This is a genomic window from Methylorubrum rhodesianum (assembly GCF_014199985.1).
Classification (GTDB): domain Bacteria; phylum Pseudomonadota; class Alphaproteobacteria; order Rhizobiales; family Beijerinckiaceae; genus Methylobacterium; species Methylobacterium rhodesianum.
This window is the reverse complement of record NZ_JACHOS010000004.1, coordinates 252,671-275,570: the sequence shown is the minus strand read 5'-3', so window position 1 is coordinate 275,570 and position 22,900 is coordinate 252,671. Positions and strand designations below refer to the sequence as shown.

Here is a 22,900-nt window from a genome sequence, read left to right as displayed (position 1 = left end):
ATCAATGCTCTAGGCGAAAAGATCAGGCCTTGCGCGCCACCGTGAAGCGGGCGGCGTCCTTGAGCACCTGCGCCCGCGAACCCCATGGGGCCACCGCCTCTTCGCACAGAGCCACGAGCCGGTCGCACTCCGCCCGCGCTCCGTCGAGGCCGAGTCGGTCGACCAGCGTCGCCTTGCCGGCATCCTTGTCCTTGCCGGTGGCCTTGCCCATCGCCTCCGGAGAGGCTTCGCGGTCGAGAATGTCGTCGGCGACCTGGAAGGCCTGACCCAGCGCCTTGCCGTAGCGCAGCAGCGCTGCCCGCTCGTCGGCATTCGCGCCGCCGACCAGCGCGCCGGCCTCGACGGAGAAGGCGAGGATCGCGCCGGTCTTCATCGCCTGCATGCGCAGGGTGTCGTCGATATCCATGCTGGCCGGGCCGAAACGGCCCTCGGCCGAGAGGTCGAGGAGCTGGCCGCCGACCATCCCGCCGAGTCCCGAGGCGCGGGCGAGCCCGAGCACTAGTTCCGCGCGGATCGCCGGATCGGGCTGCCAGCGCGGATCGGCCGTCACCTCGAAGGCCAACGTCTGGAGCGCGTCGCCGACGAGGATCGCAGTCGCCTCGTCGTAGGCCTTGTGGACGGTGGGCTTGCCGCGGCGCAGGTCGTCGTCGTCCATCGCCGGCAGGTCGTCGTGGACGAGGCTGTAGCAGTGAACGAGTTCGACGCCGGCACCGGCGGCGAGGGCGGCATCCTCGGCGCCGCCGAGCATCCGCGCGGTCTCGATGGCGAGGAAGGGGCGCAGGCGCTTGCCGCCGCCGAGCACAGCGTGGCGCATCGCCTCCATCAGTCGCGGCGGCCGGGCGATCTCGCCGGCCTGCAGGGTGGGGCCGAGCCGTTCGACGAGAAAGGTCTCGACGGTGTCGGCGACCTGAGCGAGCCTGTGGGTAAAGTCACCCGTGTAGGCGTCCGCCTTGACCGAGGGGTGGGAAGCCTGCGTTGAGGTCATCGGAAGGGGCCTGGATCGGGGAGGGGCGGACGCAAGGTGGCGGTGCCGGAGGAGAGTGACGCGGAACGGCACGGGCGCAACCTGCGCAGGATTCCGGCGTCGAAGCCCCTCGCGAGGGCCTCCGCGGCGCGCAATCCCACTTCGAGGCGTCGAACCGGGCTGCGGCGCGCCGCCACCCTGATCACCCTCGCTCCCATTGCCATTCTAGCCTTCACGCTCACGCTCGCGCTCGTCTATAGCGTGGCGACCCCGCCCTCAACCCTGATGCTCGGCCGATGGTTGACGCTCCAGAGCGTGCAGCGGGACAGCGTTCCCCTGGAGGCGATCGCCCCGGCCCTGGTTCAGGCCGTGATGGCGTCCGAGGATCAGCGCTTCTGCCTGCACAACGGCGTCGATTGGGGAGCGCTGCGCGAGGTCGTGGATGACGAGGAGGGCCCGAGCCGGGGCGCATCCACCATCACCATGCAGACGGTCAAGAACGTCTTTCTCTGGCCGGGCCGTTCCTACATCCGCAAGGGCCTGGAGATCCCGCTCGCGCTGATGGCCGATGCCGTCTGGGGCAAGCGACGGACGATGGAAATCTACCTCAACGTGGCCGAGTGGGGCGAGGGGATCTTCGGGGCCGAGGCCGCCGCCCGCCACTGGTTCCGCAAAAGCGCCCGCGACCTGACCCGAGGCGAGGCCGCGCTGCTCGCGGCTGCACTGCCGAACCCGATCCTGCGCAGTGCCGGCAAGCCGACCCGCGGCGTAAGGGCAATCGCCGGCCGCATTCAGAGCCGGATGGGGCAGGTGGACGGACTGATGGGGTGTTTGAAGCGCTGAGCGTCAGCCATCTTCCGCCTCGCACAGCCGCGTCACCGCCCGCTCATAGGCCTTCGCATCGAACTTTTTCAGGGAGTTCTCGCTCTGGTAGCGCACGCTGCCGAAGATCTTCCGGGTCTGCCATGGGCGGTCGTGCAGGCCGAATATCCAGGCGACGTTGGTGAAGGAGTTCGCGTCGCGCCCGTCGAGGAAGTAGCGGTTGTTGAGCCGCAGCGTCCGGGCGAAGGCCTCTTCCGGCGAGGGCGACCATTCGAGGATCTTCTTGCCCCAGTACATGCGCAGCTGGTTGTGCATATAGCCGGTCTCGCGCATCTCGCGCATGGCGACGTTCCAGTAATGGTCGTGGGTCTTCCCCTCCGCCAGTTCCTCCTCGGAGTAGAGCTTGGGGCGTGCATCGTCGGCATGCTCAGCGAGCGTCTTGCGGGCCCATTCCGGGACGGCGCGGGCGTAGTCGTCGTAGCCCTCCGTGTGGAAGACGTGGTTCATCGCGAGTTCGCGCCGGACGATCAGCTCCTCGAGATAGGCCGAGCGGTCATCACGGTCGCCGTCCTGGGCGGCGCGGATCGCGAGCGCGATCTCGACCGGCGAGATGTGCCCGAAATGCAGAAACGGGCTCATATGCGAGGCCGCCCCGGCCTCCGGCTTGTTGCGGCCGGCGCCGTAGCCGGCGAAAGCATCCTTCAGGAATCTCTCGAGGCGCCCGCGTGCCTCGGCGTAGCCGCCGCGGAACCGCTTCACCGGGCCGACCGTGGTGTCGAGCGTCAGCTTCGCGAGAAGCCTGTCCGGGTCCGAGAGGTCGAGGCCGCCTTTCAGCTTCAGCCTCTCGGGCAGATCCTCGGCCCGATGCTCGACCTTCCTCGGTGCCACCGGTTCGAGATACTCGTCCCACAGCCTTTGCAGCTTCGGGCGCAGGGTGCGCGCGGCGTATTCGTGCTTGGTCGAGGCGGTCTCGACCGGTACCACCACGTCGCCCTCGACCTGGACGATCCGGCACTTCGCCTTCCGTCCGATCTCGGCGTACCAGCTTTTCTGGATCGCGAGATAGCCGCGGTCGAGCACCAGAAGGGCTGCCTGTCCCGACAGGTCGATGGCGACCTCTGCGGGGGTCGCCCGCCGCAGGAGGAAGGCGATGCCGCGCGCGTCCAGAGCGGCCGCCGCGTCGGAAAGCCCCTGCAACAGGAAGGCGTAGTGCCGGGCATTGGCCTCGGGGAACCCGTTGGCTCCGTCGAGCAGGCCGAAACAGACGAGAAGCGGGAGGCGGAGGCGGTTGGCTTCCTCGATCGCCAGTTCCAGCGCCGGATTGAACGGGACGCGCATGGCTTGCTGCATCAGGTACAGCACGTAGTCCGCGCCCTCGCGCGGCGGCACGTCGTTCAGGACCCGGATGCGGGCCGGTTGGATCGTCATCGCTCGAAATCGCCCCGTCTGGACCTGTCCCGCCTGACTTCACCGGGGCAGCCCGCCGAATCGGTTCTGCGGAGTGACTCGGGCTCTGCCCGCCGAGACGCGAGGCGGATCGTGCGTTGGGGCAGGGAATGCGCGAGCGCAGCAAACGTTGCAGCGGCATCGCGCCGCCGCAGCCGACCGGCCCGGAGCAGGCTCGGCGGCCAAGCAGAAATCACGAGACGGTTCAGGGATCTGGCAGGCGGCGAAAGCAGGTTGTCCGGCGCCGTCTATTGCGACGCTTCCCGTGAGCACTGCATTCGGGCCGTGGGAGCGGATGCGGCATTTGAGTGACAGACCCGGTGCGACGTGTGCCTGCACACGCGCAAACGCGATCATTGCCGACCAAGCAGCTTGAAAAATTCCGGGTGAAGTTCAATTTGTGCATTGCGGGAACGCGGACGGCGTCCGCCTCCCGCTGCCCTCCTTGGGCGTTTCCTCCCTAGACTCCGGGCCGCTCTTCACGAGCGGCTTTTTTTTGTCCGAAGACCATGGCCGCTATCCGCGGGCGCGGGCGCGGATCATGAAGTTGTCGTAGGTGTACTCGGCCACCTGGAACCAGAGGTACTCCTCGTTCCGGAAGGTCTTCATTGCGTCGTAGATCCGCTTGAAGTCCGGGTTCTTGGCCGAGAGGTCAGCATAGACCTCGTTCGAGGCCTTGAGTGCCGCTTCCATGACGTCCTGAGGGAAGGGGCGCAACTGCGCACCACCCGAGACGAGCCGGCGCAGGGCCTGCGGATTGCGCGCGTCGTAGCGGGCCTGGACATCGGCGTTCACCTGGGCCGCCGCGCCTTGCAGGACGGCGCGGTAGGTCTTCGGCAGACCCTTCCAGGCCTCCGCGTTGATCCAGAAATGCAGGAGGGCGCCGCCCTCCCAGAAGCCGGGATAATGGTAGATCGGCGCGACTTTCTGGAGGCCGAGCTTCTCGTCGTCGTGCGGACCGATCCACTCGGCCGCATCGAGTGCCTTGCTCTCCAGCGCGGCGTAGATCTCCGGCCCCGGCGTCGCCTGCACCGCTGCGCCGAGCTTGGACAGGACCGTGCCGCCGAGCCCGGCGACGCGCAGCTTCAGCCCCTGGAGGTCGCCGACAGTCTTGATCTCCTTGCGGAACCAGCCGCCCATCTGCGCCCCGGTATTGCCGCCGGGCAGCGCCACCAATCCTTGCTTCGCGAAGATCTCGGCGAACAGTTCCGCCGCGCCGCCCTGGAGCCACCACGCGTTCTGGCCGCGCGCGTTGAGCCCGAACGGCATGGCGGAGGCCAGCGCGAAGGCGGGATTCTTGGCCATGCCGAAGCTCGCGGGTGCGTGGCCCATCTCGGCCTTGCCGCTGCCCACCGCGTCGAGCAGCCCGTCGGCGGGGGCCATTTCGCCCGCGGCCGAGACCTGGATCTGGAAACGCCCGTCGGTCGCCTCGGCGACCGCTCTCGCGAGACTCTCCGACGCGCCGAACAGGATGTCGAGGCTGCGCGCGTAGGCCGAGTTCAGGCGCCATCGCAATTCGGGCGCGGATTGCTGGGCTTGGGCGGGGCTCGCCAGCGCTCCGGCGGCACTCAACCCGGCGCCGAGTCCGGCGGTCAGCAGGGCGCGGCGCTGGAGCGGCTTCGGCTGGGGCATTGGCTGGGGCTTTGGCTGGGGCTTGGGCATGGATCTCCCGGCTCGTCCCGATAGGCTCGACCGCCCGTCCAGGGGCCGAGCGTTGCCTTACACGTGATGGGCGCGATCCGGAAACCGGGGCATGACCCGTCGCTTCCCGCGCGGCGCCGTGATAGCAGCCTCGGCGTGAACACCGAGAAACTCAGCCTCCACACCGTCTGCGGCCTCGACGAGCTCGTCGAGCATCAGGCCCGCGGCGTCAGCCACGTCCTGTCGATCCTCGATCCCGATCGGGCGGATCCGGAGGCGTTCGGCGCCTACGGCACCCATCGGCGCACGATCCTGCGCTTCCACGATGCCATCGAGCCGGCGCCGGGCATCGTCCTGCCGGAGCGCGCGGACATCGAGACGATCCTGGCCTTCGGGCGCGACGCCATCGCCGATGGCGGCGAGATCCACATCCTCGTCCATTGCCATGTCGGCATCTCGCGCTCGACCGCGGCGCTGGCGACCCTGTTCGCCGAGGCCGAACCCGAGACGCCGGCCGAGGACCTGATCGCCCGGCTCCACGCCCAGCGCGAGAAGGCGTGGCCGAATGCGCGGATGATCGCCTTCGCCGACGAGATGCTCGGACGCCAGGGTAGCCTCAGCGAGGCCGTGCGCCGCCTTCACGGCCTGCAACTGCGCAAGCGACCCCATCTCGATCAGGTGATGCGCGACCTCGGCCGCGGCGCTGAGGTCGACGCGGCGCTTCGCGACTGATCCTCGGCCGGGTGTCTCCCGCGAGGCGCGCGCCGTCGCGGCCGGAGGCGGAACGGCCGGTGCCCCGACGACCCCCCAGACACTCTCAGTTCGATTTGGCCGGGGTGAAGTTGCCGTCGCGCCAGACGTAGAGCACGTAGCCCTGGGCGGTGATGTCGCCCTTGGCGTCGAAGCCGACGGAACCGAGCACGAGGTCGAACCGCTCGCTGTGCAGCGCCTTGGCGATCGCGGCGGGTTCGGTGCTGCGGGCGAAGTTGCCGGCCTCCACCAGCGCCTGGAGCGCGGCGTAGCCGTAGATCATGGAGCCGTCCGCCTCGATGCCCTGGGCCTTGAAGGCGGCCACCACCCCTTGCGCCTCGGGTTTCCGGCTCGGATCGAGATAGAAGGTCATGAGGACGCCGTTGCTGGCCGGCCCGGCGATCTTGGCGAAGTCGGGCGTGGCGATGGCCGATGTCCCGAACCATTGCGGTCGAAACCCCCGCTCGGCCGAAATGCGGACCAGCCGCCCCATCTCCTGGGCATCGCCGCCGTAATAGACCACGTCGATTCCCGCCGCCTTCAGCCGGTCGGCGAGGGCGGCGTCGTCCGCGTCGGTCGGCTGGAAGGCCGTGGACAGGGCCTCGTTCACGCCGATGCGGTTCAGGTTGTCCTTCGTCGCCGCCGCGAGGGTGCGCGAGGCCGGCGAGAGGTCGCTGAGGATGGCGATCTTCCGGTCGCGGAACCGCTCCGCGAGGATTGCGGCGGAGAGCTTCGCCTGGTCGTCGTCCCGGCCGCAGACGCGGAAGATCGTCGGCAGGCCGCGGTCGGTCAGCTTGGCGGCGACGGAGGCCGCGGTGATCATCACGATCCCGTTGGCGGCGTAGACGTCGGAGGCAGCCAGCGACGCGTTCGAGCAGACATGGCCCACGACGAGCCGCACGCCCGAATTCACATAGTGGTTGGCGACCGCCACAGCCTGATTCGAGTCGCAGGAATCGTCCTGCACGTCGAGCACGATGGGCTCGCCGTTGATCCCGCCCCGGGCATTGGCGTCCTTGGCCGCCGCCTCGACGCCGCGCAGCACCTGCTCGCCGACGCTCACGTAGGGCCCGGTGCGCGGCACCGCGACACCGACCTTCACCTCCGCCGCGGCCGGAGCGGCCGTGAGGAGCCCGGTCAGCAGCGCGAGGGAGGCCGAAGCGAGGGCGAGGGGGCGTCGGACCGTCATGGCGCCTCTTTCCCAGCCCGCTGCCTCGTTGCCAAGGTCTGCCGGTCCGGACCGTTGTCGTCTGTCAGGACCATCGTCCGGTGCCGGATCCCGATCGGGAATCGGCACGGCCGCGCATCCGACATCATATTCGATGCATGGAATGACGCGGGCTGGACCTTTGGCAAGTCGGGATCTCGGTGAAACAGGTGAGACTTTCGCAGAGTGGGGCCCGGTGCGCCGGCATCTGCGACCCCGGACAAGGATCCTATCGGGTGACGGTGTAGAGCGAGGCGCCGGCGGCGACGGGCGCCGTCACGGTCGAGAACACGCCCAGAACCTTGCCCAGCTCCGCGAACGGCGCGCTCGACACGTAGACGAGGTCGCGGTTGCGCATGCGGAAGCTCTGCGACAGGAACAGACCCTGCGGATCGCGCAGGTTCACCCGGTACACCACCGGCACCTGAGGCGAGGCCAGCAGCGGCGAGTTCGGCCGCAGCCGCCGCACCACCGCCGCCGGCTCGTAGCGGAAGATGAACACGCCTTCCGGGTCGGCCTGGAAGTCGCGCAGGCCCGCGGCGCGGGCCAGCGCCTGCGACAGCGTCAGCCCTTCGGCCGAGAACGGCACCTCGGTGGTCGAGCCGAGCGCGCCGACCGCCAGGAAGGTCTGCGGATCGCGCACCAGCGTCAGCGTGTCGTCCGGGCGCACGAAGATGTTCTCGCGCGGGTTGGCAACCACGGTGCTCATCGGCACGGTGACGGTGCGGTTGCCGCGCGACAGCCGCACGAAGGTCTCGGCTACCGGCGTGCGCACGCCGCCGGCCTGGGCGATGACATCGAGCAGGCGGTCGCCGCGGCCCGAGAGCGGCACGCGCTTGCCCGTGGCCGCCTCGCCGGTGACGGTGACCGATTGCGAGACCGGTTTGGTGACGGAGACGAGCACCTGCGGCTGGATCGCCTTGCCGGCGAGCTCGGTCTCGATCAGCGCCTGGACGTCCTGGGTGCGGCGGCCGACGACCTTGATGCGGCCGGCATAGGGGACAGTGATGCCGCCGTCGGGCCCGACGACCTGTTCGGGGATCGTGGCGGACTTGGATCCGGCGGAGAAGCGGTCGGCGACGAGCGGGCCGGAGAACAGGCCGCCGGCCCCGGCTTCCCAGACCTGGACCGCAACCGAGTCGCCGATGCCGATCACCGGTTCGACCGAGGGGCGATGATCCCCGAAGGTGACGAGGAGGCTGTCGAGGGGGCGGGTCCGCAGGGACTCGACGATGGCGGGGGTGACGTCGATGATCTCGTAGCGGGCGAACAGGCCCTCGGCGGTGGCGATGTCGGCGCCGCTCTCGATCGCCGAGGTGGTCGGCCCCGCCGCCGGCAGGATCGAGCACCCCGACATGGCGAGAGCGCTTGCCAAGATCGCCAGGGTCGTAACGCACTTCGTGGAGGATGCCGTCCGGGGCTGGGCGGACCGTGCCGTCACGTTAGCCCCTTTTCCCATAGCCGCGCAGTGACTGCGATCCATTGAACACGGGCCCCGGCCTGACTCTTGATTGACGCGCACGATGCGCCGATGGCCGGCGAGCGCTCACGCAGCAATGCGTCACCACCGTGGCACAGCCACGCTTATCCCCTCAATCCTGCTTGTTTCAGGGCGAGGGCGTCCCGCAGGACACAGCCGAGCTGTGCCGCGGTGAGATCGATCCGAGCCGGCGGGCCGCTTTCGCTGCGGCCGAACCGGAACAGGGCGTAATCGGTCGCGAGGGGGCCGGAAGCCGGAGGCCGGCAATCTGGCAGCGAGGGGGCGTGGTCGCCGAACACGCAGAGCACCGCCCTTCGGCCGGCGAGCCCGTCGATCAGCCGCTCCACCGCATTACCGGTATGGGCGACGTGGTGAAAATACTGCGCCAGCGGCTCGTCGATGCCGGCGAGGCGCCCCGGATTCCAGGGGCCGTGATTCTCCATGGTGACGGAGAAGACGAAGCGGCGCCGTCCGGGCGCGGGGTCCCCGCCCGGCGCGATCTCGGCCAGGATGCGCTCGGCGACCGCGACATCGGCGATATAGGGACCGATCCGGGCGGCACCGGAGAAATCCTCCTCCATGACGAGGCGGTCGAAGCCGAGCCTCCGGAACACCTGCGCCCGGTCGAAGAAATCGCGGTGGAATGGATGAACGAACACCGTCTCGAAGCCGGCGGCGCGGGCGAGCCGGGCGAGGCTCGTCGGCTCGTCGCCCTTGCGGGCAAGGTAGGGGTCGTAGCGACCGAAACCGAGACCGTCGGGGTCGAGACCGGTCAGGACGGCGTGCTCGGAGCGCATGGTGTAGGCGCCGTGCGCCGGGACCGCGAGCCGGCCGTACTGCGCCGCCTGCGCCCGGATCCGCCCCATCACCGGAAGATCCGGACCGCCGATCCGGGCCGGATCGAGGAAGGATTCGAGCTGGACGACCACGACGATCTCGTTGTCGCCACCGCTTCCCGCGCTTTCTGCGCTTTCCGGAGAGGGGCGCACGTCCGCCTCGCCGAGACGGCGCAGCCCGTACCCCATCATGGTCGCGATCAGCCCGTAGCGAGCGACGTCCCGGGTGAGATCGGGTCTCGGGAAGAGGCGGCGCAGCGCCGCTTGGCCGGGTTTGCTCAGGCCCGCAACGACGAGCGCCGCCAGCAGGGCCGGCAGGCCGAGGATCGCCAGGGCGGCCGCCCCTGCCCCGTCCGGCAGAGCCGTCGGCTCAAGGGCGTACCACGCGATGACCATGGCGAGACCGAGCAGCAGGGGCCCGGCGATCCGAAGGTCGCTGAGCGGCAGGGTATAGTAGAGCTGCGGGTGGCGCGGCACCTGAGCGAGCAGAGCGAGGTCGCTGAACACCACCGGCTCGCCGATCACCTGGCGCTTCAGCCGATCCACTACCGAGAGAATTGCGAGCGTCAGCAGGCAGGACGAGGCGGCGAGCCAGGGGCGCCACGAGAACTGGAACCAGAACAGCGTGACGAGCGCGTATCCGATGAACCGGATCGCCAGATCGGCGGGCCGAAGACTCGGGCGGCGCGGCGCAGCCACCGCCTCAATGGCGAAGGCGCCGATGAGCGCGACCGCCAGCGGCACGAGCGTCGTCGTGAGGCTCATGCCGGCTTCAACGGCCGGATTCGCTGCGCACGCCGCGGCGGGCGCGCAGGCGGCGCAGGATGGGATTGATCAGGGCGTAGCGCAGCCGCATCGTCGCGTGTCGCGCCGTGCCCAGAGCGAGGCGCGAGGGCGGCGTGGCGGCCCGAGCCTCGCTGAGACGGTCGAGCAGCTGCTCGGGGGTGCAGGGCTTCATCGCGACCGGATCGAGATAGAGCGGGTAGAGGATGAGTGCGCCCGCCACCAGTTCATCGAGGGACAATCTGCGGCCCCGCCCGGCACCGGGCGCCAGATCCTCCGTCAGTCCCCATCCCGCGTAGAAGGGGCGACCGTGGACGGCGACGGTCAGGCCCCGGATCAACGCCTCGAAGCCGGCCAGCGAGGTCATGGTCTCGACGTGGTGGCAGCGGTCGAGCAGATCGACGATGGCGACCCCGCCCACCACGCGGTCGGCGAGCCGACGCACCTCGTCCTCAGGGATCGCACCGGGCCGGAAGCCAGCCTCGACGTCGGGATGCGGCTTGTAGAGCAGGAAGGCGTCCGGATTGCGGGTGCGGGCCGCCCGTAGGAGGGCGAGATTGCCGCGCACCTGGGGCGAACCGGTCAGAACCGAGGCGTCGTCCTCGACCTGTCCCGGCACCAGCACGATCCGCCGGTCGGTTGGCCAGTCCTCGCCCCCGCCCTCAAGGCCGACATTGTACTTGCTCAGGCGGCGCGCCACGATCGATTCGCGCAAGGCGCCGGCGCGGGCGGTCAGACCAGCCGGAAAATCGGCCTCCTTCAGCGTTCGGGCCAGCCGGCTCTCGACCCGCGGGTCGTAGTAGATGCCGAGGTCGTCCACGACGATGGACGCACCCGGCTTCAGGCTGGCGCCGAGCCCGACGGAGCGCAGAAATCCGTCCTCGATCCGCGCGAAGGGGATATCGGCCTCCGCACAGAGGCGCGGAAGCTGTTCCGGGCAGCGGGTCGCCCAGGCCTGGATCCGGCCGCCATGGCTGAGGGCGAGGGCCACCGCCTCCTCGGCGGTCATGCTGTGCAAGGGGGAGCCCGCCGGCCCGGTGGCGAAGACATCGAGCGCCGCTCGTTTCCAGCCGGACACGCCGACGAGGACAACGCGGCGGTCGTTGCCGAGGAAGCGGTCGCGCAGCCACGCCACCCGCTCCGCCGCCTCCGCAATCGGGATCGGTCGCCGCGTCCACGGGTCGAAGCCATGCACGCCCAGGCCGTAGCGCAGCGCCAGGAATGCCGCCTCGTCGGTCGGCCGCGGACCCGCGGCGGGATCCGGGCAGAAGATCTCGAAACCGGCCAGCGCCGCCTCGCAGGCCGCCTCCCAGCGAGCCACGTGGATCCGCGCGGCGAGCGGAAACAGCGACCAGGGATCGGCCGGAGCCGCGATCAGCGTCAGGCGCGGATCGACGGGCGCTGCCTCTCGCGGGCAACCTTCGGAGCCGGCGGCGACGAAGCGCGTCGTCGGATTATCGGCGAGAAGCCGGCTTATGAACACGCGCAACCTTCGCGGTGACGCGGCGGTGTCCGGATCGATCAGGGCGAGGGCCGGCGGCGTCTCGCCGGCGAAGGCGCTCCGCACGGCGTCCGGGATCGGGCGGGGAAAGCGGTTGAAGCCCGAAAGCCCGCGCGCGCGCAGGAGATCGCTGAGATCCGGTGACGGCGTCTCTCCGCCGATGGGCCGCCCGCCGTAGCGCAGGCGAAGGCTCGAAAAACCGGCCTCGGGCGAATCGTAGGGACTGAGGAGCGGGCCCGGTGCTACCCGAAGGGCCCCTCTGCCGTCGATCGCACCGCACGAGGACCACAAGGCCGGCGGGCCGGGTGAGCGGAACGTCAGCGCGACTCCCGTGGCCGCCTCGACCTGCCCACGCAGATGCCGAACCGTCCGCCCGAGCGGCAGGAAGGAGCGGGGCAGCCCGGTATCCCCGTGCGGCTCGATGTGGCGCAGGTCGATCATGGCGGGTCGATCATGGCGAGGCCCGCTCCATAGCCCAAGCGTGGGCCGCGGCACTAGCCACTCCGGACATGGCCTGCGCTCCCTGCGCCGTGACACGACCGCGAGCGGATTTTGCGATGCACTTTTCAGGGGATGGAATTGAACCGGACACACAGGAGCCGCAATCGGGCGCGAGACGATGGCTGACCGAACGTCGCAGGGGCTGCGTGACGGATCGGCAACGAAGGCCGCAAATTCTCTCGGCCAACCTGCGCGACGATTGTCGTCCGCGAGGCTGTCGTGAGAGTTGCTCAGCCGGACGACGCAACGCAGATCGCTTCACGACGAGGAATTGAGCGCCTGGGAATGTCGCAGCCTCGTGCCCATGCCATAGGCCGCCAAGGCGCCACGTTCCTGTTCCTGCAGGGGATCGCTTCCCCGTTCTTCTCGGTGCTCGGCACGGCCCTGCGCGAGCGCGGCCACGGGGTCCGGCGGATCAATTTCTCCGCCGGCGACTGGCTGTTCTGGCCCCATCCGGCGGATCATTATCGCGGCAAGCGCGAGGGTTGGGAGGCTTATCTCGAAGCCTATATCCGCACGCACGCCGTCACCGACATCGTGCTGTTCGGCGATTGCCGGCCCTACCATCAGGCGGCAGTACAGGTCGCCAAGCCGATGGGCGTGCGTATTCACGTGTTCGAGGAGGGCTACGTCCGACCCTACTGGATCACCTGCGAGGCCGGCGGCGTGAACGGCAACTCGACCCTGCCCAAGCGGGCTGAGGAGATCCGGGACCTCGCCCGCAAGCTGCCGCAGCCCGGCCGCGCCATGCCGCTGACCGGGGACATGGCACGACGCAGCCTCTGGGACATCAGCTTCAATATCGCCAATATCGGCTTTCCCTACCTCTATCCGGGGTTCCGCACCCATCGGCCGAATCACATCGCCGCCGAATATGCCGGCTGGATCCGGAAGTTCGTCCGCCGTCGGCGCACCCGCCGCGAGGCGGCGCGGGTGAACGAGATCTATCACGCGATCAACGCCGACTACTTCCTGCTGCCGCTGCAGCTCGACAGCGACTACCAGATCCGTGTCCACTCGCCATTCCTCGGCGTCGAGGGGTTCATGGACCGGGTGATCGCCTCCTTCGCCAAGCATTCCCAGGCTCCGACCCGGCTCCTCGTAAAGCTGCACCCGCTCGACAGCGGCATCATGAATTGGCGCAAGCGCGCCCGCCAATCGGCCAAGCGCCATGGCTGCAACGACCGTCTCGACTTCATCGACGGCGGCGACCTGCCGAAGCTCATCGACGGCAGCCGCGGTGTCGTGCTCGTGAACTCCACCGTCGGCATGCTGGCCCTCGAGCGCGGGCGGCCGACGCTGGCCTTCGGTTCGGCGGTCTACAACCTGCCGGGCCTGACCCATCAGGGGGACATCGACACCTTCTGGCGCGATCCGCAGGCACCGGATGCGAGCCTGATGCAGGATTTCCTCCGCGTGGTCATGCACCGGACCCAGATCAACGGCGGCTACTTCTCCCGTTCGGCGATCGAGCGCGCGGTGGCGGGAGCCGTTCCGCGCCTCGAGGCGGCGCTGCCGTCCACGGCACTCGTTGCCGCCCGCGATGCTTTCGAGCAGGCCAGTCGGGGCGGAAACCTCTCTCCCGCCTATTGACCGCCAGCCTTCGAAGCGGGTTCAGGCCGCTTCGGCCGAGATCCGGCCCTTTGCGGAAAGACACGCCTCCTTGCCCGTCATCCTCATCACCGGCGCCTCGAGCGGCATCGGCGCGGCGCTCGCGCGCTTCTACGCGGCGGCAGGTGCGAGCCTCCTGCTCACGGGCCGCGATCGGGAGCGGCTTGAGAGCGTGGCGCAGGACTGCCGGGCACGAGGCGGCGAAGTCCGCACGCGGCTGCTCGACGTGCGCGAGCGCGAGGCGGTCGGCACCTGGATCCGTGAGACCGACGCGGCGACGCCGCTCGATCTCGTCATCGTCAATGCCGCGGTGAACGGAGGGCATCCGTCCGGCGGCCTGGAAACCGAGGCGACGGCCTTCGAGACGGTGGACATCAATCTGATTGGCGCGCTGAACGTGATGCTGCCCTGCGTGACCCTGATGAGCGGGCGCGGCCGGGGGCAGATCGCGCTGATCTCTTCGCTCGCGGCCTACGCGCCCCTGCCCGACGCGCCGGCCTATAGCGGCGCCAAGGCGGCTCTCCTCGCCCACGGCCTCGCGCTGCGGCAGAAGCTGAAGCCGCTGGGTGTGCGCCTCAGCGTGGTGACGCCCGGCTACGTGAAGACGCCGATGGGCGGGGTCATCAAGGGCTGGCGCCCGCTCGAGATGAGTGCGGACGAGGCCGCCGGCCGCATCGCCCGCGGGTTGGAACGGGACCGGGACGTCATCGCCTTTCCGGCGATCCTGGCGGCGCTCGCCCGCGGGGCGCTTCTGGTGCCGGAATGGCTCCGCAGCGCCGGCCTGCACGGCTTCCGCTTCCGCAACCGGCAGCGGCGATGATGGCCGCGCCGCGGATCGCCCTGTTCGCGCTTGAGGCGCTGCCGAACGCCCGCGCCGTGCGGCGCTTCGTGGCGGATCACGCGGAGGCGATCGCCTTTGTCGGTCTCTCCAACGCCGAGCGGCCTGCGAACGGCGGGCTGGTCGGGCAGGTCCGGCGCCATCTCGCCCGGTCCGGTCCCGGCTTCCTGCCCTATCTCGGCGTCAATTTCGGGCTGCCGGACCTGCTGCGCCCGCTAGCGCCGCTGACTCAGCGCCTTGCCGGCAGCGCCGGGACGCCCGAAGCGACGCCCCTCGCCGGCCTGTGCCGCCGCCTCGGCATCCCGACCTTGCGCATCGATGACGTCAACGGCGCGGAGGTGGCGCGGGCCTTCGCGGCGCACGCGCCCGACCTGATCGTCACCTTCCATTTCGACCAGATCTTCTCGGCGGCGACGCTGGAGCGGGCGCGCCTCGGCGGGATCAACCTGCATCCGAGCCTGCTGCCGCACCATCGCGGCCCGGTGCCGACGATCCACGCGCTTGCCGATGGGAAGCAGGAATTCGGCGTCACCATCCACCGCCTCGCCCCCGCGATCGATGCCGGGGACATCCTAGCGCAGGAAGCAGTCGCACTGCCCGAAGGCATTACGGCCACCCGCGCCGCCTTGCGCCTGCACGAGCACGGCCGGCTGCTGCTTGATCGGGTGCTCGACGAGATCGCCTCCGCCGGGGTGATCCCGGCCGGCCGGTCGGTGCCGGTGCTGCCCTATCGCGGCTTTCCCGATCGGGCACTGCTCGCACGAATGCGCCGGGAGGGGCGGCGCCTCACCGACGCGCGGGATTTGCGGGACGCGCTGACGCTGTCCCACAAGGCGTGAGGCTTTACGCCCGCAGGGCGGCGTCGAGATCGTCGATGAGATCCTGCGGATCCTCGATACCGATCGACAGGCGCACCACCTCCGGACCGGCGCCGGCCGCCCGCTTCTGCTCGTCGGTGAGCTGTCGGTGCGTGGTCGAAGCGGGATGGATCACGAGCGAGCGGGTATCGCCGATATTGGCGAGGTGGCTGAAGAGCTGGAGGTTCGAGACGAGCTTCACGCCGGCCTCGTAACCGCCCTTGAGGCCGAAGGTGAAGACGGCGCCCGCGCCCTTGGGCGTGTAGCGCTGCGCCAGGGCGTGGTAGCGATCGCTCTCCAAGCCCGGATAGCTTACCCACTCCACGAGCTCGTGCCCGCTAAGGAAGCTCGCCACCTTCAACGCGTTGTCGGAGTGGCGCTGCATCCGCAGCGGCAGGGTCTCGATGCCGTTGAGGATCAGGAAGGCGTTGAAGGGTGACAGCGCCGGCCCGAGATCGCGCAGACTGAGCACCCGCACGGCGATGGCGAAGCCGAAATTGCCGAAGGTCTCGGCGAGCACCATGCCGGCATATTCCGGGCGCGGCTGCGACAGCATCGGGTAGCGCTCGTCGCCCTGCCACTGGAAGGTGCCGCCGTCGACGATGAGGCCGCCGATCGAGTTGCCGTGGCCGCCGAGAAACTTGGTCGCCGAATGCACGACGATGTCGGCTCCGTGCTCGAACGGCTTGATCAGGTACGGCGTCGCCATCGTGTTATCGACGATGAGCGGGATGTTGTGGCGCTTGGCGATGGCCGAGAGGGCGGCGATGTCGGTGATCACGCCGCCGGGATTGGCGATCGACTCGCAAAATATTGCCTTTGTGCGCGGGGTGATGGCGCGCTCGAACGAGTCCGGATCGTCCGTATCCGCCCAGACCACCTGCCAGCCGAAGTTCTTGTAGGAGTGGTTGAACTGGTTGATCGAGCCGCCGTAGAGCTTGTTCGCCGCCACGAACTCGTCGCCCGGCTGCATCAGCGCGTGCAGCGTCAGGAACTCGGCGGCGTGGCCCGAGGCGACGGCGAGGGCCGCTGTGCCGCCTTCGAGCGCCGCGATGCGCTCTTCCAGCACCGCGTTCGTCGGGTTGGTGATGCGGGTGTAGATGTTGCCGAAAGCCTGGAGCCCGAACAGCGAGGCGGCGTGGTCCACGTCGTCGAAGACGAAGCTCGTCGTTTGATAAATCGGCGTCGCCCGCGCGCCGGTGGCCGGGTCGGGGGTCGCGCCGGCGTGGATCGCGAGGGTGTTGAAGCCGGGCTGGCGGTCGGTCATCGCGGAAACTCCTCAAGGCGCGTCGTTTACGCCCGTGCTCTTCCGCGGTGCAAGCACGGCAGTTGCATGTGTGTCCACACGGAAGCCGGAAACGGCTGGTCGCGCAGAGGCCCACCGTCCGCTGCGTGCGCTCGGGACATGGTGCTCCGCGGTAACGATGGCCGGGGATCGTGAAGCGCCACGCGATGCATCAAGCGCGGCAGTCTGGACATGTTCGCATCTGGCATGTCAGAGAGCCGCGCAGGAAATAAAACGGCAATCCGGTGACCCACGGTCGCATTGATTGCCGCGGCGCGATGGTGTCTCCCCTAGCGCCGGGTTTCGAATTTGAAAGCCTCCAAGGCGCGCATGGCCGAGCCCGGCCGTGAGCGTCGCTGCGAGAGGCTCGGCGCGACGGCTGACGGGAGGGCTGCACCTTGGCGGACGAAGGGCCTCAGGGCACCAAGCGAGATTTCCTCTTCCTCGCCACGGGCGCGGGATTGGCCGTCGGGGCCGGCGCGGTGGCGTGGCCCTTCGTGGCCTCGATGGCGCCCGACGCCGCGACCGTCGCGGCCGGCGCGCCGCTCGACGTGGATCTCAGTCCGATCCAGGACGGCCAGATCGTCAACGTGTTCTGGCGCGGCAAGCTGATCTTCGTGCGCAAGCTGACGGAGAAAGAGGTCACGGACATGAAGGCCGTGCCCCTCTCCGACATGATCGACCCGGCCACCTTCGATTCCCGGGTGAAGAAGGGTCACGACCAGTGGCTCGTGAGCTACGGCAACTGCACCCATCTCGGCTGCGTGCCGATCGGTCATTCGGGTAATTACGAAGGCTGGTCCTGCCCCTGCCACGGCTCGCAGTTCGACGCCGTCGGCCGCGTGCGCCGCGGCCCGGCGCCGACCAACCTACCGATCCCGCCCTACGCCTTCGAGACCGACACGAAGATCAAGATCGGCGAAGAGGGCGGCAAGGCGGTCGCCTGACAACAACGGGACACGAGAAGCCGGAGCGGGCAAACCGATGAGCAGCGCACACGCGACCTCGACCTACGTACCCAAGAGCCGCCTCGCGAAGTGGTTCGAGTCACGGCTGCCGCTGGTCGGGCTGGTGCACTCGTCCTTCGTCGCCTTTCCGGTTCCGCGTAACCTCAACTACTTCTGGACTTTCGGCGCGATCCTGATCGCGTTTCTCGGAATCCAGATCATCACCGGCGTCTGGCTGGCGATGCACTACGATCCGAATGCGAGCAACGCGTTCGAGAGCGTCGAGCACATCATGCGCGACGTGAACTACGGCTGGCTGCTGCGCTACGCGCACGCCAACGGCGCGTCGATGTTCTTCGTAGCGGTCTACGTCCACATCTTCCGCAACCTCTATTACGGGTCCTACAAGGCCCCGCGCGAGGTGCTCTACCTGCTCGGCGTCATCATCTACCTGCTGATGATGGCCACCGCCTTCCTCGGCTACACCCTGCCGTGGGGCCAGATGAGCTTCTGGGGCGCCACCGTCATCACCAACATCCTGGCGGCGATCCCGGTCGTCGGCGACACGATCCAGAGCCTGCTCTGGGGCGGCTACTCCGTCGGCAATCCGACCATCAACCGCTTCTTCTCGCTGCACTTCCTGCTGCCCTGGATGATTGCCGGCGTCGTCGTCCTGCACGTCTGGGCGCTGCACGTGACGGGCCAGAACAACCCCGCCGGCATCCCGATCAAGTCGAGCAAGGACGCCGTGCCCTTCACCCCCTACGCGACGGTCAAGGACGTGTTCGCGGTGGTGGTGTTCATGATCCTGTTCGCTTGGTTCATCTTCTACCAGCCGAACTATCTCGGTCACGCCGACAACTACGTCCCCGCCAACCCGTCCGTGACGCCCGCGCACATCGTGCCGGAATGGTACTTCCTGCCTTTCTACGCGATCCTGCGCGCGGTTCCCGATAAGCTCGGCGGCGTCATCCTGATGTTCGGCGCGGTGCTGATCCTGGCCTTCGCGCCCTGGCTCGACACCTCGCGGGTCCGCTCCTGCAACTACCGTCCGGTCTACCGGGTGTTCTTCTGGGTCTTCCTCGTCAACGCCATCCTGCTCGGCTGGCTCGGCGCCAAGCCCCCGGAGGGCGGCTACGTGCTCGCCTCGCGGATCTGCACGGTCTACTACTTCGCCCACTTCCTCATCGTCATGCCGCTGGTCGGCCTGTTCGAGACGCCGGATCGTCTGCCGGGCTCGATCCTCGAGACCGTAACCGGTCCGGGCAAGCAGGTGAGCGGATCCGGCCTGCCCGCGGGTGCCGCGGCCGAACCGGCCAAGCGCGCCTAAGGGCCAGAGGGAGAGAACAACGATGCGCATCGCACGTCTCGCCGCCGCGGCCCTGCTCGCGGCCTCCCTCGGTGCCGGCTCGGCGCTGGCCGAAGACGGACACGGCACCAATCCGCCGCGGGAGAAGTGGAGCTTCGCCGGCATGTTCGGCCGCTTCGACCAGGCGCAGCTCCAGCGCGGCTTCCAGGTCTACAAAGAGGTCTGCGCCAACTGCCACTCCATGCGGCTCGTGGCCTTCCGTAACCTCGCGGAGCCGGGCGGTCCGGGCTTCACGGAAGGGCAGGTCAAGGCACTCGCCGAGACCTACAGCGTCAAGGAGCTCGACGATTCGGGAGCCGAGAAGGAGCGTCCGGCCCGTCCGGCCGACCGCTTCCCGCCGCCCTTCCCGAACGACAAGGCCGCCGCTGCCGCCAACGGCGGCAAGGCGCCGCCGGACTTCTCGGTGCTGGCCAAGGCCCGCACCTACGAGCGCGGCTTCCCGCTCTTCGTCTTCGATGCGCTGCCCTTCACCGGCTATTCCGAGCAGGGCGTCGACTACATCCACGCGCTCTTGAACGGCTACGAGGAGGCTCCGAAGGGCTTCACGATGCCGGACAGCGGCTACTACAACAAATACTATCCCGGCCACGTGATCGCGATGCCGAACCCGCTCAGCGACGGTCAGATCACCTATCCGAAGAACGACAAGGGTGAGCCGGTCGTGCCGGAGACCGTCGATCAGTATTCGCGCGACGTCTCGGCCTTCATGGCTTGGGCGGCCGAGCCGCACATGATGGCTCGCAAGGCGCTGGGCCTTCGCGTGATCCTGTTCCTCATCGTGCTGGCCGGTCTGCTCTATTACGTGAAGAAGCAGATCTGGAAGAAGGTCGGCGGCGAGGTGCACGGCCTCCAGCCCGAGCTGCACAAGACCTACTGACCGGATCACCGGATCGGACGGACGAACGGGCCCCTCGCGGGCCCGTTTGCGTGTCGAGGGAGGCCTGCGGTAAAGGTCGTTCATCGCCGGACGTGCCGATCCGCGCGCATTCAAAACGTCATTGCCGATCCTTATGCCCGGTCCCGCGAGGAAGTCGCGCGGTGGGGGCTGCGCGAGTTTCGGCCATACCACAAGGGATACTTGCATGACGGCAGCGGTTCTCGGCGTGATCGGCGGCTCGGGCGTCTACGACCTTCCCGGCCTGGAGGATGTCCGCGAGGAGACGATCGCCTCGCCCTGGGGCGAACCCTCCGACGCGCTGCGCATCGGCCGCATCGGTCAGACCAAGGTGGTGTTCCTGGCCCGCCACGGTCGCGGCCACCGTTTTTCGCCCACCGGCATCAACTACCGCGCCAATATCGACGTGATGAAGCGCGCAGGCGTCACCGACATCGTCTCGCTGTCCGCCTGCGGATCGTTCCGCAACGAGCTGCATCCCGGCCTGTTCGTGCTGGTCGATCAGTTCGTGGACCGCACCTTCGGCCGCGCCACCTCGTTCTTCGGCAATGGCTGCGTCGCCCACGTACCCTTCGCCCACCCGGTCGGGCCGGCGCTGCAGAAGCGTATTGCCGCCGCTGCGGAAGCCGAGGGCATCTCGGTGCATAAGGGCGGCACCTATGTCTGCATGGAAGGGCCGCAATTCTCGACCCTCAGCGAGTCGAAGCACTACAAGGCCGCGAATTTCGACGTGATCGGCATGACCAACATGCCGGAGGCCAAGCTCGCCCGCGAGGCCGAGATCACCTACGCCACCATCGCCATGGTGACGGATTACGATTGCTGGCACCCGAGCCACGACAGCGTCGACGTGGCCTCCGTGGTCGCGGTGGCCCGGGCCAATGCCGGCAAGGCGGCCCAGCTCGTCGCCCGCGTCGCCCGCGACTTCCCGGCGGAGCGCGAGCCGTGCCCCGCGGGCTCGCACCGGGCGCTCGATGGCGCGATCATGACGGCGCCTGCCCACCGCGATCCTGAGCTGGTGGCGAAACTCGATGCCGTGGCCGGACGGGTGCTGAACGTCTAACGCGCTTCTTCGACGGACCGTCGAAGCGGTCGAAAACGCGTTCCCCTCTCCCCACCTGAGAGAGGGGCTCTCGCGGTGATGGTGGGTGTCTACGGAAAGCCTCAGCGGGCGCAGCCGGCGGCGCGTTCCTGGCGCTGGATGTCGGCGATGTCGGCGCGCTGGCGTGCGGAGAGCGGCACGTCGGCCAGCTCGTCGTACTTGCAGCCGGCATTGCCGAAGGCGCGGATCGCGCGCTCGGTGCGGAAGCAGTAGCCGGCATCCTTGTAGATCGCGTTGCGCTCGCCCCACAGCTCGTCGCACGGGAAGGCCGCCAGAGCGGGCGAGGCCGTGATCGACAGGAGAAGCGCAGCGGTCAGTCGACGCATGAAACGGGCTCCGATCCACCGGAGCACGGGCGTCCTCAGGCGGGCTTGAGGGTCAGCGAACGGCTCGGCTCGCGGCCGAACCCCTGGATCTCGAGACGATCGCCCGCGATCTCGACGACGGCGAAGGCCGAGCTGTCCGGCGTGTCTACCATGCCGTGGAAGTTGACGTAGTGGATTCCGTCGCGCTCGGCGTAGTTGCCCGCATGATTGTGGCCGTTGAAGTAAGCCATCACGTGCGGCTGGCGGCCCAGAAGCGTGGTGATCCGGTCCGCATCCCAGAGATTGTGCGGGTTGTCCGGGGCGACGGGATAGTGGTTGAGCACGACGACACGCTCGCCGGCCGCCCGCGCCGCCTGCAGGCATTGCTCCAGCCACGCGAACTGGACATCGCTCAGCGAGCCGTTCCACGGTTTGGCGTTGACGAGGCCGGTCGCCTCGGCCCGCTTCAATCGCTCCGCGGCCAGCGTCCGGCGCGGATCGTTCGGCGGAGGTCCGAAAAGCGACACGTCGCTGCCGTCCAGCACCATGAATCGCGTCCCGCCGGCCGCGAAATCGTAGTACGCGGCGTCCAGCCCGAGCAGGCTCGTCACCCGGCCACGGTGGTCGGGCGCCACGTCGAAATCGTGATTGCCGAGCACGAAACGGGTTTCGTGGCGAAGCGACCGGTAGATCGGCAGGATCCTGTCGTAGCTTGCCACGTCGCGGTCGATGATGTCGCCGAGCGTTACGACGAAGCTCAGGTCTTCCCGGTTCAGGGTGGCGACCGCGGCCCGCAATTTGTCGAGACTGTTGGCGTAGTACCGGCCGAGGGCCGGGTTCGGCGGCGCCTCGGCATATTGGGGGTCCGCGATCACGCCGAAGCGCAACCGGCGGTCGGCAGCACTGGCCTTGCCGGCGATGAGCGCGGCGCTGGCGGCGAGGACGGAACGGCGGGACAGCATGGCGGCTCCTCTCGGCCCAACGAGCGCGGAAGGCTGGCCCCGCCGCATGACCGCCGGATGACGGGCGCGTCGGTTCATGGGGGGCGAGCGCCAAAACCCTTCCCCCGATGGGGCATTCCACACTACAAGGCGGGCGCGGCCGGTCATCGAGGCCCGCGACCGTTCCAGGATCAGACAACCAGCACGCGATGCGTACAGCCAGCATCAGCCGCCGCACGGCGGAGACCGACGTTTCCGTTTCGATCGATCTCGACGGCACCGGCAAGGCCGAGATCTCGACCGGGATCGGCTTTCTCGACCACATGCTGGAGCTGTTTGCCCGGCACGGTCTGTTCGACGTGACGATCAAGGTCGAAGGCGACCTTCACGTCGATCAGCACCACACCGCCGAGGATACCGGCATCGCGCTCGGACAGGCGGTGGCGAAGGCGCTCGGCGACAAGCGCGGCATCGCCCGCTACGCTGACATCCACCTGCCGATGGACGAGACGCTGAGCCGCGTCGCGATCGATATTTCGGGTCGGCCGTTCCTGGTTTTCCGTACGAGCTTTCGTGTGGAGAAGATCGGCCAGTTCGACACGGAACTGGTGCGGGAGTTCTTTCAGGCTTTCGCGATGAATGCCGGAATTACGCTGCACGTCGAGACGCTTTACGGCGAGAATGCGCACCACATCGCCGAGAGCGTGTTCAAGGGTTTGGCCCGGACCTTGCGGAAGGCGGTCGCCATCGACCCGCGCGAGGAGGGCCGCGTTCCCTCGACCAAGGGATCGCTCTGAGACCGTTTGAGGAGGAGCGAGG

Annotated in this window: 20 protein-coding genes; 10 read left to right on the top strand and 10 right to left on the bottom strand. The window is 68.7% G+C overall.

The genetic code is table 11. From position 1 onward, the window contains the following. Positions 1-22: 22 nt before the first annotated feature. On the bottom strand, positions 23-985 hold the full coding sequence (locus HNR01_RS07910; RefSeq protein ID WP_017485801.1) for a polyprenyl synthetase family protein: 963 nt from the start codon (positions 983-985) through the stop codon (positions 23-25). A gap of 36 nt (positions 986-1,021) precedes the next feature. Here HNR01_RS07910 and mtgA point away from each other — a divergent pair, with 36 nt between their 5' ends. Further along, positions 1,022-1,807, top strand: a complete 786-nt coding sequence (gene mtgA, locus HNR01_RS07905; RefSeq protein ID WP_183667296.1) for a monofunctional biosynthetic peptidoglycan transglycosylase — start codon at positions 1,022-1,024, stop codon at positions 1,805-1,807. 3 nt (positions 1,808-1,810) lie between these two features. On the opposite strand, the gene HNR01_RS07900 is transcribed toward mtgA, so the two are convergent. After that, positions 1,811-3,214, bottom strand: coding sequence for a deoxyribodipyrimidine photo-lyase (locus HNR01_RS07900; RefSeq protein WP_183667295.1), 1,404 nt, complete (start codon positions 3,212-3,214; stop codon positions 1,811-1,813). A 534-nt stretch (positions 3,215-3,748) separates the two neighbouring features. Next, positions 3,749-4,894, bottom strand: a complete 1,146-nt coding sequence (locus HNR01_RS07895) for a TRAP transporter substrate-binding protein (RefSeq protein ID WP_246417431.1) — start codon at positions 4,892-4,894, stop codon at positions 3,749-3,751. Between the two features lie 135 nt (positions 4,895-5,029). Here HNR01_RS07895 and HNR01_RS07890 point away from each other — a divergent pair, with 135 nt between their 5' ends. Continuing rightward, positions 5,030-5,605 carry a tyrosine phosphatase family protein gene (locus HNR01_RS07890; protein ID WP_026105721.1) on the top strand — a complete coding sequence of 192 codons (576 nt, stop codon included), beginning with the start codon at positions 5,030-5,032 and terminating at the stop codon, positions 5,603-5,605. 85 nt (positions 5,606-5,690) lie between these two features. On the opposite strand, the gene HNR01_RS07885 is transcribed toward HNR01_RS07890, so the two are convergent. From HNR01_RS07885 to HNR01_RS07870, 4 genes are all read right to left on the bottom strand, one after another. After that, positions 5,691-6,812, bottom strand: a complete 1,122-nt coding sequence (locus HNR01_RS07885; protein ID WP_017485807.1) for a branched-chain amino acid ABC transporter substrate-binding protein — start codon at positions 6,810-6,812, stop codon at positions 5,691-5,693. Positions 6,813-7,059: 247 nt separating this feature from the next. Then, positions 7,060-8,187, bottom strand: a complete 1,128-nt coding sequence (locus HNR01_RS07880) for a polysaccharide biosynthesis/export family protein (RefSeq protein WP_183667345.1) — start codon at positions 8,185-8,187, stop codon at positions 7,060-7,062. Between the two features lie 227 nt (positions 8,188-8,414). Beyond that, positions 8,415-9,911, bottom strand: coding sequence for an LTA synthase family protein (locus HNR01_RS07875; RefSeq protein WP_183667294.1), 1,497 nt, complete (start codon positions 9,909-9,911; stop codon positions 8,415-8,417). 7 nt (positions 9,912-9,918) lie between these two features. After that, complete coding sequence (locus HNR01_RS07870; protein ID WP_183667293.1) at positions 9,919-11,871, bottom strand: capsular polysaccharide export protein, LipB/KpsS family; 1,953 nt, start codon at positions 11,869-11,871, stop codon at positions 9,919-9,921. A gap of 345 nt (positions 11,872-12,216) precedes the next feature. Here HNR01_RS07870 and HNR01_RS07865 point away from each other — a divergent pair, with 345 nt between their 5' ends. The 3 genes from HNR01_RS07865 to HNR01_RS07855 all read left to right on the top strand — a co-directional run bounded on the left by HNR01_RS07865 (position 12,217) and on the right by HNR01_RS07855 (position 15,219). Then, entirely contained in the window at positions 12,217-13,524 is a 1,308-nt protein-coding gene (locus HNR01_RS07865) for a capsule polysaccharide biogenesis protein (protein WP_183667292.1), read from the top strand. Between the two features lie 70 nt (positions 13,525-13,594). Continuing rightward, complete coding sequence (locus HNR01_RS07860; protein WP_183667291.1) at positions 13,595-14,362, top strand: SDR family NAD(P)-dependent oxidoreductase; 768 nt, start codon at positions 13,595-13,597, stop codon at positions 14,360-14,362. Beyond that, positions 14,362-15,219 carry a methionyl-tRNA formyltransferase gene (locus HNR01_RS07855; protein ID WP_183667344.1) on the top strand — a complete coding sequence of 286 codons (858 nt, stop codon included), beginning with the start codon at positions 14,362-14,364 and terminating at the stop codon, positions 15,217-15,219. The genes HNR01_RS07860 and HNR01_RS07855 overlap by 1 nt, the downstream gene beginning before the upstream one ends. 4 nt (positions 15,220-15,223) lie before the next feature. On the opposite strand, the gene HNR01_RS07850 is transcribed toward HNR01_RS07855, so the two are convergent. After that, a complete protein-coding gene (locus HNR01_RS07850; protein ID WP_017485814.1) occupies positions 15,224-16,504 on the bottom strand; it encodes an O-acetylhomoserine aminocarboxypropyltransferase in 1,281 nt (426 codons plus the stop codon). Between the two features lie 416 nt (positions 16,505-16,920). Between HNR01_RS07850 and petA the strand changes: the two genes are divergently transcribed. From petA to HNR01_RS07830, 4 genes are all read left to right on the top strand, one after another. Then, positions 16,921-17,469, top strand: a complete 549-nt coding sequence (petA, locus tag HNR01_RS07845) for a ubiquinol-cytochrome c reductase iron-sulfur subunit (RefSeq protein ID WP_017485815.1) — start codon at positions 16,921-16,923, stop codon at positions 17,467-17,469. Positions 17,470-17,506: 37 nt separating this feature from the next. Beyond that, entirely contained in the window at positions 17,507-18,799 is a 1,293-nt protein-coding gene (locus HNR01_RS07840; RefSeq protein ID WP_153874062.1) for a cytochrome b, read from the top strand. A 22-nt stretch (positions 18,800-18,821) separates the two neighbouring features. Then, a complete protein-coding gene (locus HNR01_RS07835; protein ID WP_153874061.1) occupies positions 18,822-19,715 on the top strand; it encodes a cytochrome c1 in 894 nt (297 codons plus the stop codon). A gap of 205 nt (positions 19,716-19,920) precedes the next feature. Next, positions 19,921-20,796 carry an S-methyl-5'-thioadenosine phosphorylase gene (locus tag HNR01_RS07830; RefSeq protein WP_183667290.1) on the top strand — a complete coding sequence of 292 codons (876 nt, stop codon included), beginning with the start codon at positions 19,921-19,923 and terminating at the stop codon, positions 20,794-20,796. 101 nt (positions 20,797-20,897) lie between these two features. On the opposite strand, the gene HNR01_RS07825 is transcribed toward HNR01_RS07830, so the two are convergent. Both HNR01_RS07825 and HNR01_RS07820 read right to left on the bottom strand, forming a co-directional pair. After that, the gene (locus HNR01_RS07825) at positions 20,898-21,161 is read right to left on the bottom strand and encodes a YARHG domain-containing protein (RefSeq protein WP_096485487.1); all 264 of its coding nucleotides are present in this window, start codon (positions 21,159-21,161) and stop codon (positions 20,898-20,900) included. Between the two features lie 35 nt (positions 21,162-21,196). Next, on the bottom strand, positions 21,197-22,102 hold the full coding sequence (locus tag HNR01_RS07820) for a metallophosphoesterase (RefSeq protein WP_183667289.1): 906 nt from the start codon (positions 22,100-22,102) through the stop codon (positions 21,197-21,199). A gap of 188 nt (positions 22,103-22,290) precedes the next feature. Here HNR01_RS07820 and hisB point away from each other — a divergent pair, with 188 nt between their 5' ends. Continuing rightward, positions 22,291-22,878, top strand: a complete 588-nt coding sequence (gene hisB, locus HNR01_RS07815; protein WP_183667288.1) for an imidazoleglycerol-phosphate dehydratase HisB — start codon at positions 22,291-22,293, stop codon at positions 22,876-22,878. Positions 22,879-22,900: the final 22 nt, after the last annotated feature.

Coding starts and splice junctions, on each gene's coding strand:
- HNR01_RS07910 (WP_017485801.1), bottom strand. CDS start 985: ATGACCTCAACGCAGGCTTCCCACCCCTCGGTCAAGGCGGACGCCTAC.
- HNR01_RS07900 (WP_183667295.1), bottom strand. CDS start 3,214: ATGACGATCCAACCGGCCCGCATCCGGGTCCTGAACGACGTGCCGCCG.
- HNR01_RS07895 (WP_246417431.1), bottom strand. CDS start 4,894: ATGCCCAAGCCCCAGCCAAAGCCCCAGCCAATGCCCCAGCCGAAGCCG.
- HNR01_RS07885 (WP_017485807.1), bottom strand. CDS start 6,812: ATGACGGTCCGACGCCCCCTCGCCCTCGCTTCGGCCTCCCTCGCGCTG.
- HNR01_RS07880 (WP_183667345.1), bottom strand. CDS start 8,187: ATGTCGGGGTGCTCGATCCTGCCGGCGGCGGGGCCGACCACCTCGGCG.
- HNR01_RS07875 (WP_183667294.1), bottom strand. CDS start 9,911: ATGAGCCTCACGACGACGCTCGTGCCGCTGGCGGTCGCGCTCATCGGC.
- HNR01_RS07870 (WP_183667293.1), bottom strand. CDS start 11,871: ATGATCGACCTGCGCCACATCGAGCCGCACGGGGATACCGGGCTGCCC.
- HNR01_RS07865 (WP_183667292.1), top strand. CDS start 12,217: ATGTCGCAGCCTCGTGCCCATGCCATAGGCCGCCAAGGCGCCACGTTC.
- HNR01_RS07855 (WP_183667344.1), top strand. CDS start 14,362: ATGGCCGCGCCGCGGATCGCCCTGTTCGCGCTTGAGGCGCTGCCGAAC.
- HNR01_RS07850 (WP_017485814.1), bottom strand. CDS start 16,504: ATGACCGACCGCCAGCCCGGCTTCAACACCCTCGCGATCCACGCCGGC.
- HNR01_RS07840 (WP_153874062.1), top strand. CDS start 17,507: ATGAGCAGCGCACACGCGACCTCGACCTACGTACCCAAGAGCCGCCTC.
- HNR01_RS07835 (WP_153874061.1), top strand. CDS start 18,822: ATGCGCATCGCACGTCTCGCCGCCGCGGCCCTGCTCGCGGCCTCCCTC.
- HNR01_RS07830 (WP_183667290.1), top strand. CDS start 19,921: ATGACGGCAGCGGTTCTCGGCGTGATCGGCGGCTCGGGCGTCTACGAC.
- HNR01_RS07825 (WP_096485487.1), bottom strand. CDS start 21,161: ATGCGTCGACTGACCGCTGCGCTTCTCCTGTCGATCACGGCCTCGCCC.
- HNR01_RS07820 (WP_183667289.1), bottom strand. CDS start 22,102: ATGCTGTCCCGCCGTTCCGTCCTCGCCGCCAGCGCCGCGCTCATCGCC.
- hisB (WP_183667288.1), top strand. CDS start 22,291: ATGCGTACAGCCAGCATCAGCCGCCGCACGGCGGAGACCGACGTTTCC.